Raw genomic sequence first — 18,587 nt, 5'->3', positions numbered from 1 at the left:
GAACCATTCAAATACAGCACGACTTAATTTACAGGCTTGTCTGTAAAGAAAACTCTTTTTTTACGCGTCCATCCCATCTTATTAAGGGCTTTTAAAATGACATGATAACCAACGGTATAACCGAATTGTTGTTCAAACAGAGGGACAAGATCTTTCGCCTGAGTAAACGGTGTATTTTTTACGAAGTGCTCAAAGGCTTGAAGATCTCGAATCCTCGAAGGGCGTCCTGCATTTTGAGGTTTAGGCTGTTTGAGCTGACCAGTTTGCTGTTCGAGTAGGATCCAATCATCTAGGGTGGTTCTTGCAATATTAAATAGTTCACACGTTTTGGATTTATGCTGTGATTCTTTATAAAACTGCATGACTTTTTCGCGTAGATCGACAGAATATGTTTTTGGCATGATCCTAAATCTTAGTGTTTTTTCTATTGTAGCTCATATTGGTTTTTTAGCTATATTATTTACCAACTCTCATTTTCGTCGTCCTTACTACCATAGCCAAAATTAGTCACCTTTGATGCTATTTTGTTTCTACATTTCATACCTAAACTATTGAACCAATAAGTATGATTTTTAATATGAACTGATTCAGCCCTCATCACCCAACCAGCGCCATTATCAGCTAAATTTGCAGTTTGTTCCTTTCCATCCTGATCAACACTTGCAATCCCTGAAATAGAAATGTTGTATTTGACCGGATCACCTACGGCAACATTTGTGGGTGAGTATGCTCTATAACTAAAATTTCTTCACTTGTATCGTTCTAAATTTTGTGCAATCTCAAACGTCCTCGTTTCAGTAGTTTTAGTATTTTTTCTGCTAAATCAAGTGCTAAATAATTGCCTGGGTAATCCCCCAAAAAATAATAGGGTCTAAAAGGGCTTTGTTGCACAAAGGCTTGCGAGGCAGAGCTAACCTAAGTGAGCCAAATTTAAGTCACAACTTGAGTATGAGGGCGACCTAATTCTGTAAATCTGTTGAGTACTGCTACGCCTGCATGAATCTCGTTCACCTGACTAGGGAAACTCTTTGATATTAATGTATCGCCCAATAATTTGATGCAATGCATCTTGGTTTCCACCCAACTTCGACGATGATAACCACACCACTTTTTTCCAAAGGGATCTTCCTAACCGTTTGACTGTTTTCAATAACTCATTCCGCTCTATAGACCTCGCTTGCTGATCTTTCCATGGCTTTGCATTCTTTCTTGGTGGAATGGTCGCATGTGCATCTCGATTTAAAATGACTTGTCGGCAGTGCTTTGTGTCATAAGCACCATCTGTATAGACTGAATGACTCTGCTCATCCAGTGGAATTTGAGCAAGTAAATCTTCGAGTACTTGTGAATCACTGACATTATTTGTGGTGAGTTGTACAGCACGTATTTGAAGGGTTTCAGCATTTATAGCGATATGAATATAGCAATATGAAGTTTACGCCACTGGCGACGATATTCAGGCCCATGTTTCTTACACTTCCATTCGCCTTCACCTAGAAACTTCAAACCAGTAGAGTCCATGATGAGCAGTGTACTGCGCAAGGAAGTCCATCACGACTTTCTTGATAGCTAATCGCAATATCAATATGCTTTTGTCTTCTACAAAGCGTCGTGTAATCTAGGGCTGTCCAACCTAATCCGCAAAGTTTAATCAGACTTTGAACAAAACCTGTGACCATACGTGAAGAGAGTCGAAATAGAGATTTGATTTCGACCTTGTTTGCCTTGTGACTGTGCATACCACTGAGTCTTTGGATCAAACCAAATGGAAATATTGCCTCGGTTAATCAGTCTTCGCAGTATACTGCTCATATAGGAGGACCAATTGGTTGTACGATAAATTTTAGGGACAGGCTTATTCATTTTGAAATTATATTGCCCAATAAGCCTTCTATGCTAGGTTTGTGCAACAAAGCCTTTTAAAATCAAAAAAAAAGCGGACATATTTCTAGGTCCGCTTTATATATGATTGCACTTTTAATTATCATTCCATGTAGAGGTATCTGACAAAATACACGTCGATTTACCCTTATCCCAACACCGTTGATCTCGGTGATTTAAGCTAAATGCACCATCGATTGTCTGTGATGTATTCATTTTAGGTGTGGCAATTAAGGTCCATGTATTTGCCGTCACATCTGTTAAGCTGACATCGTAAAGAGCATCACCTGAACTTGGTAAAATTGCGCTGTGACCTAGGTCTTGCAAAGTAATCGGTTCTGTACTACCTTCATCGATTTTTAGAAAAGAAAAATTTGCAACTTTATAACGCTGAAGCTGCCCTGCTAAAGCAATCAGCTCAGCTTGCGATTCAATTCGTTTGGTTTTTCGTACATATTCCTGATACGACGGATATGCAATCGCAGACAATATCGCAATAATAGCCACTACAATCATCAGCTCAATCAAAGTAAAGCCTTTTATCATTTTCACCATGTTTCTGCCCCACTACAATCTAAACTGATGCTTGTTCCTAATTTTTTACAGCGCTTTCCCGTGCTAGAGATCACAAAACTATGCAGTTTTACATCTTGAGATAGCGCTTGAATTACCCATGTTTGACCTGCAGCCCCTGTATCGTTTAGGGACTTGCTTGGGGTATCGCCATCATAAACTTTGAGCTTAAACTTTATCTCTGCACCCGTTGAACCTTTGGGCAATACCACAGGATCTGGAACGGTTGCAAAGCCCAAATAATTAAAATTTCGTGCTTTATGTCGCTCAAGTTCACTGGCAACCGTTTGAACCTGTTGCATTGCAGTCGATTCCAAATTTTTACGTATATAGGTCTCATAGCTTGGGATCGCAATTGCCGCAAGAATGGCCATAATGACCACCACAATTATCAGCTCAATCAATGTAAAACCTTGAGAGCTTAGGTAATTTATTTTTTTCATGCTAAGACTCTACTTAAATGCCGGATACCAGCGCTGTGGAACCAGACACATTTTGGTCGCATTTTTACCCGTCACCCCATCTTTATGAGAAAGCCCAATTGCACCTGTATCTATACAGTAATTTGCATTCCCAGAGGGTGAAGGTTTGGGCGCTGAACCACCACCTGCACAGCTTTCCCCTTCACAATTAGGCACAGGCACAACAGTGGTGGTTTGCAAACCGACGCCAATAGAGCATCCATCTCCTGTTGTACATTCCTCCTCCGGATTTCCTGGCGTTCCATTGGTACCAGAAGTGCTTTTTAAGCACTGACCGAAAGGCATGCAAAAAGTTTGCAAGAAACTTTCGCCTTTAACGCCTGCCCCACATGCCCCGCCTAAGCCGGCCTTACTGCCATCGAATGTAGAGACATACATTCTATAGTTGGTGACAATAGGTGAGGAAATGACTTTAGCGCTTTGTATTGCTGCACCATTTTGAAACTTGAAATACCATCCTCTTGATGCATAAGAGGTTTTAGGGACGGTGTTGTCTATACGATCTTGTTGTGTAAGTTCAACCAAATCAGTTTTAACTGCCGTATTCTCAAAAGTATGATTAGTGGCATATAGGCTCGGTGCTGTGACGTCTTTGTCAAAAATATTGTAAATCGCATCATAATCACGACCCGCGGTATTCGCTGCATATTCTTGTAACGGTAAACTTCGATTACCACTGCCGATTGAGATTACAGCAAATGATTTTCCAGCAGCGTCATAGATTGAAAAAGACGGCATTTCATAAAAACGTGGACTGGTCGCACCTGAGTTTAAATTGAGAATGCGCTGTGATTTATTTAAAAACCCACCGATGGCTGTCGCATTATTGTTGATATCCATGCGAAAAACTTGTCCACCTAAATCACCGAAATATAAATGATCGGTTAGACCGTCACTGTTTCGATCTTCTAGTCTAATTTCACTGACCACACTATGTTTTAGCTGCTGATCTTGAGTTGCAATCACGCCACTGGTGGCGGCCTTGTCACTGGTGGTGGCTTGACTACTCGCCCACCATAACAGGTCACCATTTTCAGCGTCGAACATATACACCCCACCACCTTGGGCAAAGCTTGGATCATAGGTATCACTTTCATAACCGGCATACTGACCTTTTACCCCATTGGTACGAGCATCTCCATCGCTTCCACCTGCATCATAGCCACCTCCCACAAACATCACACGTTTTCGGCTTGAACCCCATTTCACCCAACCTATCGCAGGTTTAGACCAACTTTGTCCCATGTATTGAAGCTGTGTAAATGATTTACTGCTACCGTTGTAATAGACTTTTTGATCTGCAGGCGAGATATGAAATTGCAACTTAGGCTCATCCATATTGGCAAGGTCTAGCGCGTAATAACTACGCCCCCCCATGCGCAAGCCACCGTACACCATTTGCTTGCCTGTTTGATCTTGCTTACCTTTGGTAACGGTTAACCCGTCAGTGCTTGCCACCACATATTCGGTATAGGCAGTCCATGGACCATCTATCCCGTAAAACAGTTGATCTGTTCCAGCGTTGCTTTGATCGGGGGTCAAAAAGGCTTCTTTTTGATTTTCGACCATTTCATTCGGTACAAATGCAAATTTTTCTTCTCCAGTCTTTTCGTTCACTACATGCAGGACACCTTGGGTGGTACCAAACAGCACATAGTCTTCACGATCTTTGGAAATGATGCTTTTCGAGCTTATATCGTATTCCACAGTACCTTTATTGGTCAGTAGAATAGGCGATGAATGCATGACTGCACCGATTTGTCTCAGTTCTGGCGCAGCGGTAAGTTCCGCTGAACTAGGGATGTTTTTATTTAAAGTGTAGCCTAACAGTGAAATCAGATAGCCTCTATTGGGATCTGTCGTATATTTTGAATCTGCCCCATTTAAATCACTGACCCGCACTTGACGTAGAGTGGTTCCTCCAATAAAACGATTGGCATCGGTTGAGCTTACGACGCGATTGGTCAATACCTTACGATTTTCGACATTGCTGCCATTTAGTTTTAAATTTAATTTTGACCACACCCCACCCTTCAAAGAGAATTTGCGACTGCCTAGGATGTTTTCTTCTGCCCCTTGAACTGCGGGATCAACTGCTTTTGACCACAGGTCAAAGTTGTCGATCAGATTTCCATTTGCATCTAAAATTTCATTGTTGTTTTTGTCTTTTAACTGTCCATCATCGCCAATATTGTATTTTTTGAGATTACCAATCCATAACTGATAGTTTTGATCAGGAGTGGGTTGGAACTGTGGGTAATATGCTACCGGCTGAATCACCGCAGGATTTAAAGAGTCTTTGGCAACCGTTGGTGCGCCGGTGGTGACCGAAGGAATATCCTCTGAGATAGAGTCGATCAGCGCTTGAATACTCGATACAATATCTTCAGATTTATTTCCTGAATACCATCCACCTTGGCCACGTATCCCCAATTTTGCAGCGTTTTTGACGCTTTCACTTACTCCAGTTACAGCGTCTACGCCCGCTTCGGTTTTTACAGAAGATGGAATGCCGTTGAAATCATTACCAAATCCAACCATAGCTGTTTTGATGGCGACTTTAGAAGGGTTACGATTTGGGTTGGCTAGAATTTCTGCCATCTTTAAGCTACATTCAGAACCTGATTCGGAATCACTACAACTAATTTCTGAACTATTGTCTCCTAAAGCAGATTGCATAAGTGTAAGACTGTCTCTGCCGTTATTCGGCTCACCATCGGTCAACATATAAATGGCTTGACCATTACATGACTTATCACTGCTTGAATAATTTAATTGCTTATTGATTGAGCTCGGATTTAGATATTTGCTTTTGTCCGCTATTTTTGCAGCGTCCACAGAATATGGAAAGCCAGAAATCGTCGCAATCACATTTCTTTGTCTTTCCGTAGGATCAAACCATAATTCGCGTGTTGTTGAATAGGCTAGACGCACTAAACGAGGATTGGTTTGTAAAATAGGTGACCATAAAGTAGTTGGCGCATCTTGACACCATGCGATATCAACTTGTTGACCTTTTAGATGCCCATCTGTCGCTGTATATGTCCGATAATCATTTGCTGTATTGGTTAAGGGAGTTTTACAGATCCATGGGTCCAACCCCAAAAGAATCTCTCTATTGCCCATACTCTGATAATAAGTACGCATCAATGACCGAGCATTGGTATTGGTACCTAATAAATAAGCCGCAACTTCAGCATAAGACCTTGCAGTCGGGGTGGCTGACACCCCTTTGAGCTTTGCCACTTCTTCTACCATCAAATCTCGGTGAGTTTTACCTGTTGCAGCATCAATAATTGTATTCAGAGCTCTTGCAGGCACCAGTACCGTACCGCCATTCACTTTTGCAGAACCTAGCGTTGATAAGCCAATAATATATTTGCCATCTAAGGCAGTGACTTTTTTATCTGTATTCCCCAGCAACACATCGATCATTGCATCTTTAACGCGAGTGATTCGATCGTAATATTTAAGGTTATCACTCCCCAAGCAATATACCCGCTCCAATGTTGTTTTAAAGACTTGATTCGATCCATGACTAATCTGCTTTAATTCTTTTTGCGCGCTAGAGGTGTCTTTAACCGAAGTTGGCAAGTCACATGCATAGCCTGATCCAACGCTAGTATCGGCAGACCGATCCATTGACGTAGACACATCAATCATGAACATTAAAGTTCGGTCACCCTCCTTAGCTTTTTGATAAATATCAATATCGCTTGAATTCACCGAAGCGGATAACATTAGCCCACTACACAGTAGCGAAAGCTGTGTGACCAAAAGCGCTTTAGGAAAGGAATGTAGCATTTTTTTATTTTTTAATTGAGTCATCATATTTTAGCCCAACCCCATTAAGAATATTCTGGAGTAATTGTGTATTCAGTGACATGCGTCGTAAACGGCACATTTAACCCTGTTAAGCAGGTGGTTACGCTTTGACGTGCAGCACTATCTGACGCAACTGTTGTACCTTGAGGAATGGTGACTTCGCTCATTCTATTTTGAAGACACAGATTAATATCATCACGACTCGCGCTCGATAGCGTCGGCATCACAGAGACCGAAAATACTTTGACTCGCTTTGCTTCTTCAGACTGACTTTGTTTAGTATCTGTTCCCCGCTGTCGATCACTAAACGGTGTACCCGAATTAACCGTCGAAAACTTTACCGCCACTTGGGTCATCACTACACGACGGGTACTGGTAAAAAAGTTTTTGCTGGTATCTTTGGCATCACAAAAACCATCCTTACCCATAGATGAATTGGTCGGTTCAGTTTTACCTTCCTCCCAAGCAATGATTGAGGCACGACCGATGTTAAAGAATTGCTTTTGATCGCCTCTGAAGCAAAAGACCAGTTCTTTATCAATATCTTTAGCGTTGTTGGTATACTTAAACATCCCCATTGCGCTTAAACTTTGGATAAAATTATCTAGATTTTCCACATTATAAAAAGTCGCATCTGTATTTTGAGTCAACAACTGTTGAGCTTGGCTGCTTGTTGCAACCTTTAACACTATTGAGCTTTGTCGAATCGCAACAGTGCCGATGATAGTAAGAATTAAGAGTACAAACAGTACAACGATGAGCGTGGCACCCTGTTGATGTTGTTTCATCGTCCTCTCTCCCCAATCGCATTGCGTAACGCTACATTTTGTGTGATCACTTTTCTTAAGTATTTGTTCTGTTTATTTTGATCGGTTTTAAGCACTACATTTTGATCTAATACTTTATAAGTTTGATCATTTTTAATGACTGAGTCGCCTCCTATATGATCAAGCGATCTTGCCAATACACCCATTTGCAACGCAACAATACGTGGTCTGGGTTCAGCCAAATCCATATAGTCTTTAATTGATATATAACGTCGAGTATTTGTGAGGGTTTGAATGCTTAGCAACACTCGGAAATGATCGACCCGCGGCATAATGATTTCACCATTGTCTCCATAATTGCTAATGGCAGTAGGGTCACCATTTCGGGCATAAAGACCTGCATCACATACCAAGCCTAAACCAGTATTTGGCTCATTGGCTTGTTGATTATTCGCTCTTAAAAAATAGCGCTGAACAATCACTTGTTCACCAAAGATATTACTCGTAGGTTTTTGAATTACAGGAAAATTTAAGGCAGTTCCTTCACAGTCAAAGCCACCCACAAGCTCATCATCATCCTGACTTGCAGTACCTTTATCATCTAAAATATATTGCGGAATATATTGGATCACCAACTGATCACTATGAAGGGCTGACTTGGCAGTCGCATCATTGACATTGGAAGCACCCGTCCACTGCGTCGATGTGCCAACCGCATGACCATGGCTGCGAGACAATAAGTTCACTGCAGCTGTGTCACCCACAATGGATTGATTCAAATTACTTAAAGCAACGGCTGGATTTACTGTGGTGTCTTTTTTAGCATTGACAGATGAAGTCAAAACAATTCCACCAAAAGCAGTTTGATCAGTGATTTCAGACTTCTGGTTATTTAAATTGGCCAAGCGAATATCTTTGGTCACATAATTTAAACCGAAATTTGCATTGTCTTGCAGATTGGCCAAGCCTTGTTGCATGGAGAAACTTTTTTGCCCCGTCCACAACATTAAAATCGCGGAAGCAGATACCAAAAGTCCTAAAGCCATTGCAAGCATCAACTCGATCAGGGTTAGACCTGCCTGTTTATTCATGATTAATATGTCTCCATAATAATGCATGTCGATGATCTGTGATAAGCATTGTCCTTGGTACAATCCCCTACACCATCACCATTAGTTGGACTGGTGTCTCCCCACGCCACATAAATACAATTCAGGCTATTTTCATTTTTAGGGCATTGCATAATGTTCATACTCATGCCTAAAACATTGGCCTTGGTCACCACTTGAGCCACATCAAAATCGGCCATATCTGTTTCGCTACAATTGGTCTTTTCGCAATCAGTTTTATATTGGGTTTGTGCGTCTGCGGTTTTTAATTGAGTCGTATATACATTGAACGCGTTGCGGTTTACCCGAATTCGTTCTGCCAAGTCGCGTGCCAAAGCTATTGCTTCCACGCGTGAACCGCCCTCGACAGTGGCATCTAAAGAACGATATTGCAGAGCAACATAACCCAGTACTGCCACAGCCAACAACAGCAAAGCGACCAATATCTCAATCAGCCCGACCCCTTGTTGTTTTTTATGCGCAGCAGTTAGCATGTAGCGTTCTCCTGAGCGGCATTCAAGGAACCTAAAACATTGACGGTCAATACCTTACTAAAGCGGGTATCGGATTTGTGCGTAATGGCAATGCAGCCATTTACGGGACGTTGCTTCACCCGACCCCACATATCGAATTCAATATGATCCACGGCAGTGATCTGCGCACTTTGACCCGACCAATACAAATTGGTCTCATTATTTTGATCTGTTATTTTTTTTGAGAAGTGAACTTTGACATCTTTTTTTAAGGTAATCGCTTGAGTACGAGCCTCAGCCATTAAGGTAAGGACATCCCTAATTTCATTATTAAATTTATGGTTTTCAATCTGCTGAGCAAAACTAGGTGCTGCGATCGAGGTAACAATTGCAATAATAGCAATGACCACCATCAGTTCAATTAAAGTGAAACCCCATTGGATATTTTTCATATGGATCGCTTTTGTAATTATTTTTTACATTACAAAAATAACCCTTTATGACGACAAAAACAAAAATGTTTGGACAAAAGGCGTAAAAAAGAGGACAAAGTCACACTTTTAACGCATGACTTCGTCCTCTTCAAGTTTTTAAAGCTTTATTTATTAAACTTGCGTTACTTGTATCCTCAATTCTTTAGGCAAACTAAAGGTAATATTTTCTTCTCTGCCTGCCAATTCCTGAGGCACACTCGCCCCCCAATCTTGTAAACGCTGTAATACTTGTTTAATTAAAATCTCAGGTGCTGAAGCACCAGCAGTGACACCCACTGTTGCAATATTTGCAAACCATTGCTGTTGTAACTCATCTGCATTATCAACGAGGTAAGCATGCTTACCCATTCGTTCTGCTAACTCACGTAAACGATTGGAATTCGATGAGTTTGGCGAGCCTACAACTAAAACCACATCACACTGACTTGCTAAATCGCGTACAGCATCTTGTCGATTCTGCGTTGCATAACAAATATCATCTTTACGAGGACCTTGAATCGCAGGGAATTTTTGACGCAATGCATCAATCACTTTTGCAGTATCATCTATAGATAAAGTCGTTTGAGTCACAAAAGCGAGTTTTTCAGGGTTATTTACAGCTAAAGCCCGAACATCATCTTCATCTTCAACCAAGTAAATTGAACCACCATTTTTGAGATCATACTGACCCATAGTCCCTTCAACTTCTGGATGCCCTTCGTGGCCGATCAAGATTGCCTCAACACCTTCACGCGCATATTTAGTGACCTCAATATGCACCTTGGTCACCAAAGGACACGTTGCATCGAAGACTTTTAAACCACGGCGCTGCGCTTCTATTTGAACGGCTTTAGATACACCATGTGCACTGAAAATGACAATATTATCATCGGGTACTTCATCAAGCTCTTCAACAAAAATTGCGCCACGCTGGCGTAGGTCGTCGACAACAAATTTATTGTGTACTACTTCATGGCGAACATAGATCGGTGGACTAAAAGTTTCAAGCGCGCGATTTACAATCGCAATGGCACGATCTACCCCTGCGCAAAAACCACGTGGATTCGCCAATACAATTTCCATAGGATCCTCGATGCTCACTTAATTTTTCGGACGATTCACAATAAATTTGCAAACAAATGTGCGAATAGCTATTTTGTTTGAAACCCGTCTACTCTAAAATAGAGAAGATATTTTATCATATCAGGAAAAATATCATGTCGGGTCTCTTGTTTGTCGTTTCTGCTGCATCTGGAACAGGCAAAACATCACTAGTAAAAGCCCTACTTGAGCGCGTAAGCAACTTACACGTTTCTGTTTCACATACGACTCGCGGACAACGTCCTGGTGAACTTGAAGGTGTACATTACCACTTCACGTCTAAAGAAGTTTTTTTAGAGCAAGTGAATCAAGGTGGTTTTATTGAATATGCTGAAGTTTTTGGGAATTACTACGGTACTTCTCAAGAGACTGTGCAGAAGCAACTCTCCAAAGGACATGACGTTTTACTTGAAATTGATTGGCAAGGTGCCGAACAAGTTCGCAAACTATTTCCTGAATCAAAACAAATTTTTATATTGCCGCCTACACAGTTTGATTTACGTCAACGTTTATCTAATCGTGGTACTGATGCGGTGGATGTGATTGAACACCGATTAAGCTGTGCGGTTGAAGATATGCAGCAATACGTCAATTTCGATTACATTATTTTAAATGATGACTTTAATAAAGCTTTGCACGATCTTGAATCGGTGATTAATGCAAATCGCCTTGCTTTATCCCAGCAAGCAGTCCGTCACCAAGAACTGATTCAAAAATTAATTACACCGAAACGTTGATTAAACTTGAGTCTATAGACGAAGGCATTTATACTGTTCAGTCTGTTAAAATTTTACACACAAACGAGAATTCTTATGGCACGCGTAACCGTTGAAGATTGTTTAGACCATGTAGACAACCGCTTTGAGCTTGTACTAGTGGCAAGCAAACGCGCGCGTCAACTTGCTCGTCAAGGTATCGAACCTACTGTTGAATGGGATAACGATAAACCGACTGTTGTCGCATTGCGTGAAATTGCTGAAGGTCATGTAAGCAAAGATATTCTTAAGCATCGTGATCAAGATTATCAAACTTCAAGTTTAGATCTTGCTTTATCTGCTAACAGCTTGAACTTAGACGGATTTTCTTTCCAGTAAGTTTTAATTTATATAATTGAGCTCAGTATTTTTACTGGGCTTTTTTATTGTCTTTTTTTAAGAGAATCAATCGACAAGAACCGAAAAATTTGTTAAATAAATAGATGAGTTATTTAATAGCAAATTGACAATCCACGCGATATGCTGATTGATGAATACATGTCTTTATTTTTTGTTAATTCTGTAATACAAAAGGTGCAATATGCCAGGCCCAATGGTCAGCGAAGCCAAGCAACAACTGAAAATCATTATCGACGCATATTTATCTGAAGCTGATGTCGAGAGGGTTTTGCTTGCCTGCGATTATGCCGATATTGCACATGATGGTGTTACCCGAAAAAGTGGTGAGCCATATATTTTACACCCCATTGCAGTCAGTTGTATTTTAGCGCACATGCGTTTAGACGCCGAAACATTAATGGCGGCACTGCTGCATGATGTCATTGAAGATACTGATTTCAACAAACAAGACATCACTGAGAAATTTGGCAAGACCGTTGCTGAGTTAGTTGATGGTGTGACCAAACTGAGCCATTCAAGCGATAAAGAATATAACAAAGCAGCTTCATTTCGAAAAATATTGCAGGCGACTCTACAAGACCCACGTGTCATTATTATTAAATTAGCAGATCGCTATCATAATATGACCACACTTGAATCATTACGCCCAGATAAACGTGCACGCATCGCTCAAGAAACCTTTGATATTTTTGTACCGATGGCGCGTTTGGTGGGTATGAATGAAATGGCAGATAACCTTGAGCATCTGTGTTATCAAAACTTAGATTTGGACATGTTTAATAATGTCCAAGAAGCGCTCTTACAGACAAAACCTGAACGTTGTAAATATCAAACGACTTGGGAGATCAACCTCAATCAACTCCTCGTCGAATTTAGCGTTCCAGGTCGAATTAAAAAGAAAAATAACAATATTGAGCTGATCCGCCACTTTGTTAAAAATGAAATTGATCTGCAAGAATTAACACATAGTCATGCCTTTGAAATTATTTTACAAAGCATCGCAGACTGTGACCGCTTGGTTGATATTTTAAAGGAAAACTTCCAAGTCTTGAGCTTCCAAGATCATATTCGCTATCCTCTTCCTGGTGGCAATCAATCGCTGATGCTTCGCTTAAAAGGTGAAAAAACCACATTATCACTCACCATTCAAACAGAGTTGATGCGTAAAGCAGCTCGTTTCGGTGTTGTTCTGGGTGAAAATGCACCTCAAACCTGTCGTTCTGCCATTCAAGCATCCATGAAAAACCTAAACACCTTGGTCGGTGGTGATTGTGCGAAGACGACCTTTAGTGATCTTTTGGATTATTTACATCAAGACAAAATTTGGGTGTACACCCCGCATGGTCAACTTCACGAGTTACCACAAGGTGCGACCGCAGTTGATTTTGCCTATTCTGCCAGTTTGTTTTTGGGCAACCATGCGGTCGGCGTAAAGATTAATGGTGAAACAAAACCTTTATCGACCCCGCTTACCAGTGGGCAAGTGATTGAAGTGATCACCGATGTTCTTGCTTCACCTAATCCAGATTGGTTAAGTTTCATTAATACTCAAAAAGCCCGTCGCTCCATCCAAAACATATTGAAAGAACAAGATATTGAGGAGCAGCGATTAGTCGGTCAACAAGCCCTGAATCGTGCTTTGAAGCTATTTAATTTATCCGTAAAAGATTTGAGTCCAGCGGATTGGCATGAGCTTTTACAATGGCGTCATATCCAAAATCGAAACGATTTATATGAACAAATCGCTGTAGGCGACTTATTGCCTCAATTGGTTGCAAATCACCTCTTTTCCCAAGATCAAACCGATCAAAACCAAAGTTCTCGTCTGATTTTAGGCACAGACGGCGTCGATGTAAAATATGCACATTGCTGCAACCCTGTGTTAGGCGATCCTATTCAAGGGCATTTATCCCGTCGTGGTTTGATTGTGCATCGTTCGCGTTGTCATAACTTATTGCATGAGCAACATTTACACCCTGAAAACATCATGCCACTACAGTGGAACGATGAGGAGGAAGCAGAGATTAACTTTAATGCTTACCTTCGGATCGATATTGTTTTAAATGATGAACAGGTGTCTGAACTGATCTACATTTGCCGAAAAGCAAAAATTGGGATCGAGTCTGTCCGTAAATACGAATCAAAAACCTATTTAGATATTGTGGTACACAACCGTCAGCAAATTGCGCAAATTATTCGTGAATTACGTATGCAATTCGGTTTTCCACGTATATCACGCCAGCTTATGCCATTGGCTGTACCTGAAGTTTCAAAAGCTGGCTAATCCTATATTCAACTGAATACAGTAGCTTAATCAAAATGACTAAATTAAGTCACTTTAATGTTTGACGAAACGTTTTGATCCTTTATGATGAAATGAGATGAAATAAAGGAGAAATTGATGTCCCGCCAAGTGATTCATACTGAAAATGCGCCTGCTGCGATTGGTACTTACTCTCAAGCGATTCTCGTCGGTGAAACGCTTTATCTATCGGGTCAGATCGGTTTAGATCCGTATAGCATGGAATTGGTTGAAGGCATCGAAGCTCAAATTCGTCGTGTTTTTGATAATTTAAAAGCAGTATGTGAAGCTGCGGGTGGGTCGCTGGCTGATATTGCAAAGCTAAATATCTTCCTCACTGATCTTTCAAACTTTCAATTGGTTAACCAAATCATGGGCGAATACTTTGCTCAACCTTATCCAGCTCGTGCAGCTTTGGGTGTTGCAAGTCTACCGAAAAGTGCTTTGGTTGAAATGGATGGTGTAGTCATCATCACTAAATCATAAGCAAGCAGCATGAATTGAATTAAATTGAATTTACAATAAATTAAATTTTATATATCTATTTTTAATTCAAATAGATACAGATATTTAAAAGATACCACCGATAAGGTGGTATCTTTTTATTCAAAAACCCAATCACTATCAATGAGAATTTAAATGAATTTCATTGACAAACGATAATAATTATCAATAATATTAGTTATCGCATTTAACATTGTGGTTCTACAAAAATGTACGTTTGCTTATGTCGTGGTATTACAGATCAAGATATTAAAGATGCCATGGCAAATGGTGCTGAGACTTATCGTGAAGTTCGTGAGCTATTAGATTTAGGCACGTGCTGTGGGCGCTGTGCTCCTGAAGCGAAAAGTATTATCAACGAAGAGCTATCATTAATCGCTGCTCGAATTTCGATTGCCGCTTAAAGCCAAACTAGTTTTTGATTGTCGAAACTAAAAATACAACACCAAAACATAATACCGAATAACAATAATACGCTGAAAAAAATTTCTCCCCCCGCTTTGACTCAAGCGGGGTTATTTTTTTATTGAACTATCCATATTAATTTTTCCCATGTTCATTTTCGAACTTGATAGATAGTAATCCCAAGTGGATTTGATTGCGATTTTCATTTGCTGTTCTATAAATCACTCGTCAGTATCCCTCTAGATCATGTAAGATGATCCTTATGGATTGCCTTGATAAGGCACAAGATGATTTTGGAGCAAGAACAATGAAAGGCAACCGTGACGTTATTCACCAACTGAATCAAGTGTTGTATCACCACTTAACCGCGATCAATCAATACTTCCTACATTCACGCATGTTTAATGATTGGGGAATCGAAAAGCTAGGCTCTGCTGAATACAAAGAGTCAATCCGCCAAATGAAACATGCAGATAAAGTCATAGAGCGTATTTTATTTTTAGAAGGTCTACCCAACTTACAACATCTCGGTAAACTTTATATTGGCCAACACACGGCTGAAGTTTTAAATTGCGACGTGCGTAAAGTCAAAGAAAATATCGAAGCTATTCAATCTGCGGTCAAACTTGCGGAACAGACTCTGGATTATGTGACCCGTGATTTATTGCGAGAAATTTTAGAGAAAGAAGAAGAATTCTTAGATTGGACAACCACTCAAATCGATTTGATTGAAAGCGTTGGTATTGAAAACTATATTCAAAGCCAAATTTAAGTTTCAAATTGAGCAATAAAAATCCCCGCTATGTACACCATAATGGGGATTTTTATTGCGATTCACTTTTTAAAAAGATCAACACTTTCTAAAAGTGCTTGATTCACTTTATTTTAAAAGGTCTTCATAAGCGCGCTTTTGTCCATGTAGCGTTTCCAATACCCAAAGCTGCTGTCTTGCTTGTTGCTCTTTTCCGTTAAATACCAATATTTGAGCATGCTTATATAAATCATATTTAGCTGCCATATTGGCAACCATACGCTCTATATGCACGAGCTGTGCATCGTTCATTTGAGTCTTTGGATTAAGTTGAATCCACCAAATACGCTCTTTGAATTGCGTCAGTAAAATAATATCCTTATCCATCACTTGTTGTTGCGACGTAGTCAAAGGTGTTTTAAGACTCGCAATACTACTTTGTTCTTTATACAAAAAATAATCTCGAACAGAAACTACACAACCGACAATACATACAATTGCAATTACCGAGGTTATTTTTGAACTAATTTGAATCGTAGGTAAGTTTTTATATTGTGCTTGAATCACACCTAACAAGAATCCAGCAGGTAATAAGAAATAGGCATAATGCAGTGGAAACTCCAACAGACCATGAATCAAAATTGCACAGACCATTAAGGTCGCAATAATCGAGACGGTATCTTTAACCCCTTTATTTAACCAAAATAGCCAAGCCGTTAAATACACAACAATCAATCCACCAATGATCGCACCATTCCAAATCAATAGATCAAAAATGATATTGTGAGCGCTTTTATACCATTCATGCGAAGGATGGGCATCGAACGCAGCCATTTGCGCCATGCCCGTTTGATTCCAACCGTAGCCTAACCAAGGCTGTTGCAACAAAGCGATCCACTGCTGTTGCCACATGTCCAATCTAAGATAACCTGATGACGCTCGTTCTACTACAGAGGCTGTTTCTACCATTTTTAAGCCAAACAGGTCTGCAATCAATTGATGAATAAATGGAAGATTAGCAATCATTAATACAAATATCGCAACCCACCCCGACAATTTTAAGAAGCCAAGTCGTTGGTTTTTGTTAAATTGTTTAATACCTAGATAAATTAAAACAAATAAACACACCACCCAAGACGTGCGTGATTGGGTTAAGGCAATACTAAACATCAAGATGAGAGCATAAGGCACCAAGTAGATATTCTTGATCCATTTTTTTTCATAAAAATATAGACATGCTAACAATGCTACCGTCAATAAAGTTGCTAAATTATTTGGCTGTGCCAAGTTAGCATAAGGCCGATTACCTTTAAAGGTGTACATCCACGGTGAAAAGTAGCCATGAACATTCAGCCACTGACAAATCGCGATAACACTAGAAATTAGACCGACGATCAAAACCATTATAGAAAAAATAGAAAATACTTTTTCTCGCTGTTTCGTATCTTTTGATAAATTGAAGCCCGCAATGACCATGCACCAAAACATCAGGATATAGGCAAAGCATAAGATAGCATTGGATGCATACAGTATTTGCCCACTTGCCAACTGTAGCAGTGGAATACTCAGTAATGGTATGGCAAGCAGTTGCGGTCTAGGAATGACTATTTTTTGATTATAGAAACTTAATAGCAACACTGATGCCGAAAGAAATGTTAAAATTTCAGAGGAGAATGTGGGCCAAGGTGTCTTATGGAATGGGATGAGCCATGCAACAAAAAAGAAAAGAATTGAAAATATAAAAAAAAATGCTTTCATAAACAATTTAAATAGAATTAATAAACTGATTATACGCTTAATTCTGGTCTATAATTAATTCGAAGTTTGCTATTTACTCTTCTTCAAGTGAAAGTTTAGGAATGCAATAAAAAATTAGTATTCACATTTATAAATAACTTGTAATAAATTATTCAAAATTTACCAAATTTATTACCGGTAAATTTGATTGAAGCAAATTACGATTTCTATAAGAAAATATCAGAATTATTAAGTTAATAAAATTTAAACTTAGAAAAAATGAAACTCAAGCACTGGTGCTTTCATATTTATTTGGTTAATTTTATGAAATATTAACAAAACACAGTTTTTATAAAAGTTTTTTCATTTTATATTGTCGCATAAAAAAAGACTCAGTACAAAAGTCCGAGTCTTTTTTGAAGTTTCTTCATAATCTGATTCATAATATTAATTATTATGAAGATTATTCAGTTTCAGTACCTACACAAGCATTACCAGAATATTTTTTATCTGCTTGAGTTGCACATGACCAAGAACCACCATCAGCATCTGCTGCACGACTCCAAGTCACTGTTTTACCCTGAATAACACTACCAGCAGCAGTACCAAACGTAGCAGTTATCGTACAAGCACCTGTAGCGGCGGTACAAGCAATAATAGGAGTATCTCCGTTACCATCCGAAGCTTTCTTACCTGGTGCAGCTACAGTTTGAGCTGGAGTACCAGTAGTTTCTTTTAATAAAGATGATTTAGGAATATTGAACGCACATTCGGCTGTATCTGTTAAACACATATCAACCAATGTTTTCAAATTACCAGTTTCACCTACAACACGAGTTACTTGTGATTTAGTTACATAGTTTTGATATTGCGGAATCGCAATAGCAGCCAAAATACCGATAATCGCAACAACGATCATTAATTCAATAAGGGTAAAACCTTTTTGAGCGTTCATAACTTTTCTCCCAAGAAAAATCTAAAATAGCTTTTTGTTTGATTTAAATTAGCAAATTATGTGTCTTAGATGTTTCATTGCTAACTTTGTTAATGCCTATTCTAATTTTTGTGATGAGCTTTTCAATATTTATT

The 18,587-nt window shown here is 39.5% G+C and carries 17 protein-coding genes and 1 pseudogene; 6 read left to right on the top strand and 12 right to left on the bottom strand.

Annotation, left to right across the window (positions count from 1 at the left end; genetic code table 11):
- Nucleotides 1–23: 23 nt before the first annotated feature.
- From AC5YD2_RS07845 to ispH, 10 genes and pseudogenes are all read right to left on the bottom strand, one after another.
- The gene (locus tag AC5YD2_RS07845; protein WP_496125791.1) at nucleotides 24–401 is read right to left on the bottom strand and encodes an IS630 transposase-related protein; all 378 of its coding nucleotides are present in this window, start codon (nucleotides 399–401) and stop codon (nucleotides 24–26) included.
- A gap of 529 nt (nucleotides 402–930) precedes the next feature.
- A pseudogene (locus AC5YD2_RS07840) lies at nucleotides 931–1,863 on the bottom strand (IS5 family transposase).
- 114 nt (nucleotides 1,864–1,977) lie between these two features.
- The gene (locus tag AC5YD2_RS07835) at nucleotides 1,978–2,436 is read right to left on the bottom strand and encodes a type IV pilin protein (protein ID WP_496125790.1); all 459 of its coding nucleotides are present in this window, start codon (nucleotides 2,434–2,436) and stop codon (nucleotides 1,978–1,980) included.
- Nucleotides 2,430–2,897, bottom strand: coding sequence for a type IV pilin protein (locus AC5YD2_RS07830; RefSeq protein WP_496125789.1), 468 nt, complete (start codon nucleotides 2,895–2,897; stop codon nucleotides 2,430–2,432). Before AC5YD2_RS07830 ends, AC5YD2_RS07835 begins: the two co-directional genes overlap by 7 nt.
- Before the next feature lie 9 nt (nucleotides 2,898–2,906).
- Complete coding sequence (locus AC5YD2_RS07825) at nucleotides 2,907–6,767, bottom strand: PilC/PilY family type IV pilus protein (protein WP_496125788.1); 3,861 nt, start codon at nucleotides 6,765–6,767, stop codon at nucleotides 2,907–2,909.
- 17 nt (nucleotides 6,768–6,784) lie between these two features.
- Nucleotides 6,785–7,549, bottom strand: a complete 765-nt coding sequence (locus AC5YD2_RS07820) for a pilus assembly PilX family protein (protein ID WP_496125787.1) — start codon at nucleotides 7,547–7,549, stop codon at nucleotides 6,785–6,787.
- Nucleotides 7,546–8,619, bottom strand: coding sequence for a PilW family protein (locus AC5YD2_RS07815; protein ID WP_496125786.1), 1,074 nt, complete (start codon nucleotides 8,617–8,619; stop codon nucleotides 7,546–7,548). Before AC5YD2_RS07815 ends, AC5YD2_RS07820 begins: the two co-directional genes overlap by 4 nt.
- Before the next feature lie 2 nt (nucleotides 8,620–8,621).
- A complete protein-coding gene (gene pilV / locus AC5YD2_RS07810; protein ID WP_496125785.1) occupies nucleotides 8,622–9,131 on the bottom strand; it encodes a type IV pilus modification protein PilV in 510 nt (169 codons plus the stop codon).
- On the bottom strand, nucleotides 9,125–9,562 hold the full coding sequence (locus tag AC5YD2_RS07805; RefSeq protein ID WP_496125784.1) for a pilus assembly FimT family protein: 438 nt from the start codon (nucleotides 9,560–9,562) through the stop codon (nucleotides 9,125–9,127). Before AC5YD2_RS07805 ends, pilV begins: the two co-directional genes overlap by 7 nt.
- A gap of 153 nt (nucleotides 9,563–9,715) precedes the next feature.
- Nucleotides 9,716–10,666 carry a 4-hydroxy-3-methylbut-2-enyl diphosphate reductase gene (gene ispH / locus AC5YD2_RS07800; protein WP_496125783.1) on the bottom strand — a complete coding sequence of 317 codons (951 nt, stop codon included), beginning with the start codon at nucleotides 10,664–10,666 and terminating at the stop codon, nucleotides 9,716–9,718.
- Nucleotides 10,667–10,800: 134 nt separating this feature from the next.
- Here ispH and gmk point away from each other — a divergent pair, with 134 nt between their 5' ends.
- The 6 genes from gmk to bfr all read left to right on the top strand — a co-directional run bounded on the left by gmk (nucleotide 10,801) and on the right by bfr (nucleotide 15,782).
- The gene (gmk, locus tag AC5YD2_RS07795) at nucleotides 10,801–11,421 is read left to right on the top strand and encodes a guanylate kinase (protein ID WP_496125782.1); all 621 of its coding nucleotides are present in this window, start codon (nucleotides 10,801–10,803) and stop codon (nucleotides 11,419–11,421) included.
- 75 nt (nucleotides 11,422–11,496) lie between these two features.
- A complete protein-coding gene (rpoZ, locus tag AC5YD2_RS07790; RefSeq protein ID WP_496125781.1) occupies nucleotides 11,497–11,778 on the top strand; it encodes a DNA-directed RNA polymerase subunit omega in 282 nt (93 codons plus the stop codon).
- 202 nt (nucleotides 11,779–11,980) lie between these two features.
- Nucleotides 11,981–14,083, top strand: a complete 2,103-nt coding sequence (locus AC5YD2_RS07785; protein ID WP_496125780.1) for a RelA/SpoT family protein — start codon at nucleotides 11,981–11,983, stop codon at nucleotides 14,081–14,083.
- Between the two features lie 117 nt (nucleotides 14,084–14,200).
- The gene (locus AC5YD2_RS07780) at nucleotides 14,201–14,587 is read left to right on the top strand and encodes a RidA family protein (protein ID WP_496125779.1); all 387 of its coding nucleotides are present in this window, start codon (nucleotides 14,201–14,203) and stop codon (nucleotides 14,585–14,587) included.
- 227 nt (nucleotides 14,588–14,814) lie between these two features.
- On the top strand, nucleotides 14,815–15,009 hold the full coding sequence (locus AC5YD2_RS07775; protein WP_496125778.1) for a bacterioferritin-associated ferredoxin: 195 nt from the start codon (nucleotides 14,815–14,817) through the stop codon (nucleotides 15,007–15,009).
- Between the two features lie 308 nt (nucleotides 15,010–15,317).
- Nucleotides 15,318–15,782 (top strand): heteropolymeric bacterioferritin subunit Bfr, encoded by a 465-nt coding sequence (bfr, locus tag AC5YD2_RS07770; protein ID WP_496125796.1) that lies wholly within the window; start codon nucleotides 15,318–15,320, stop codon nucleotides 15,780–15,782.
- A gap of 108 nt (nucleotides 15,783–15,890) precedes the next feature.
- Here bfr and AC5YD2_RS07765 read toward each other — a convergent pair whose 3' ends face one another.
- Nucleotides 15,891–17,399: a PglL family O-oligosaccharyltransferase gene (locus AC5YD2_RS07765; protein WP_496125795.1), complete on the bottom strand. Its 1,509-nt coding sequence runs from the start codon at nucleotides 17,397–17,399 to the stop codon at nucleotides 15,891–15,893.
- A 562-nt stretch (nucleotides 17,400–17,961) separates the two neighbouring features.
- On the bottom strand, nucleotides 17,962–18,453 hold the full coding sequence (locus tag AC5YD2_RS07760) for a pilin (protein ID WP_496125777.1): 492 nt from the start codon (nucleotides 18,451–18,453) through the stop codon (nucleotides 17,962–17,964).
- Nucleotides 18,454–18,587 lie beyond the last annotated feature (134 nt).

The sequence above is a fragment of the Acinetobacter sp. CY73 genome, from assembly GCF_059515865.1.
The sequence above is the reverse complement of the archived record's forward strand: the minus strand, read 5'-3'. Positions and strand labels throughout refer to the sequence as shown.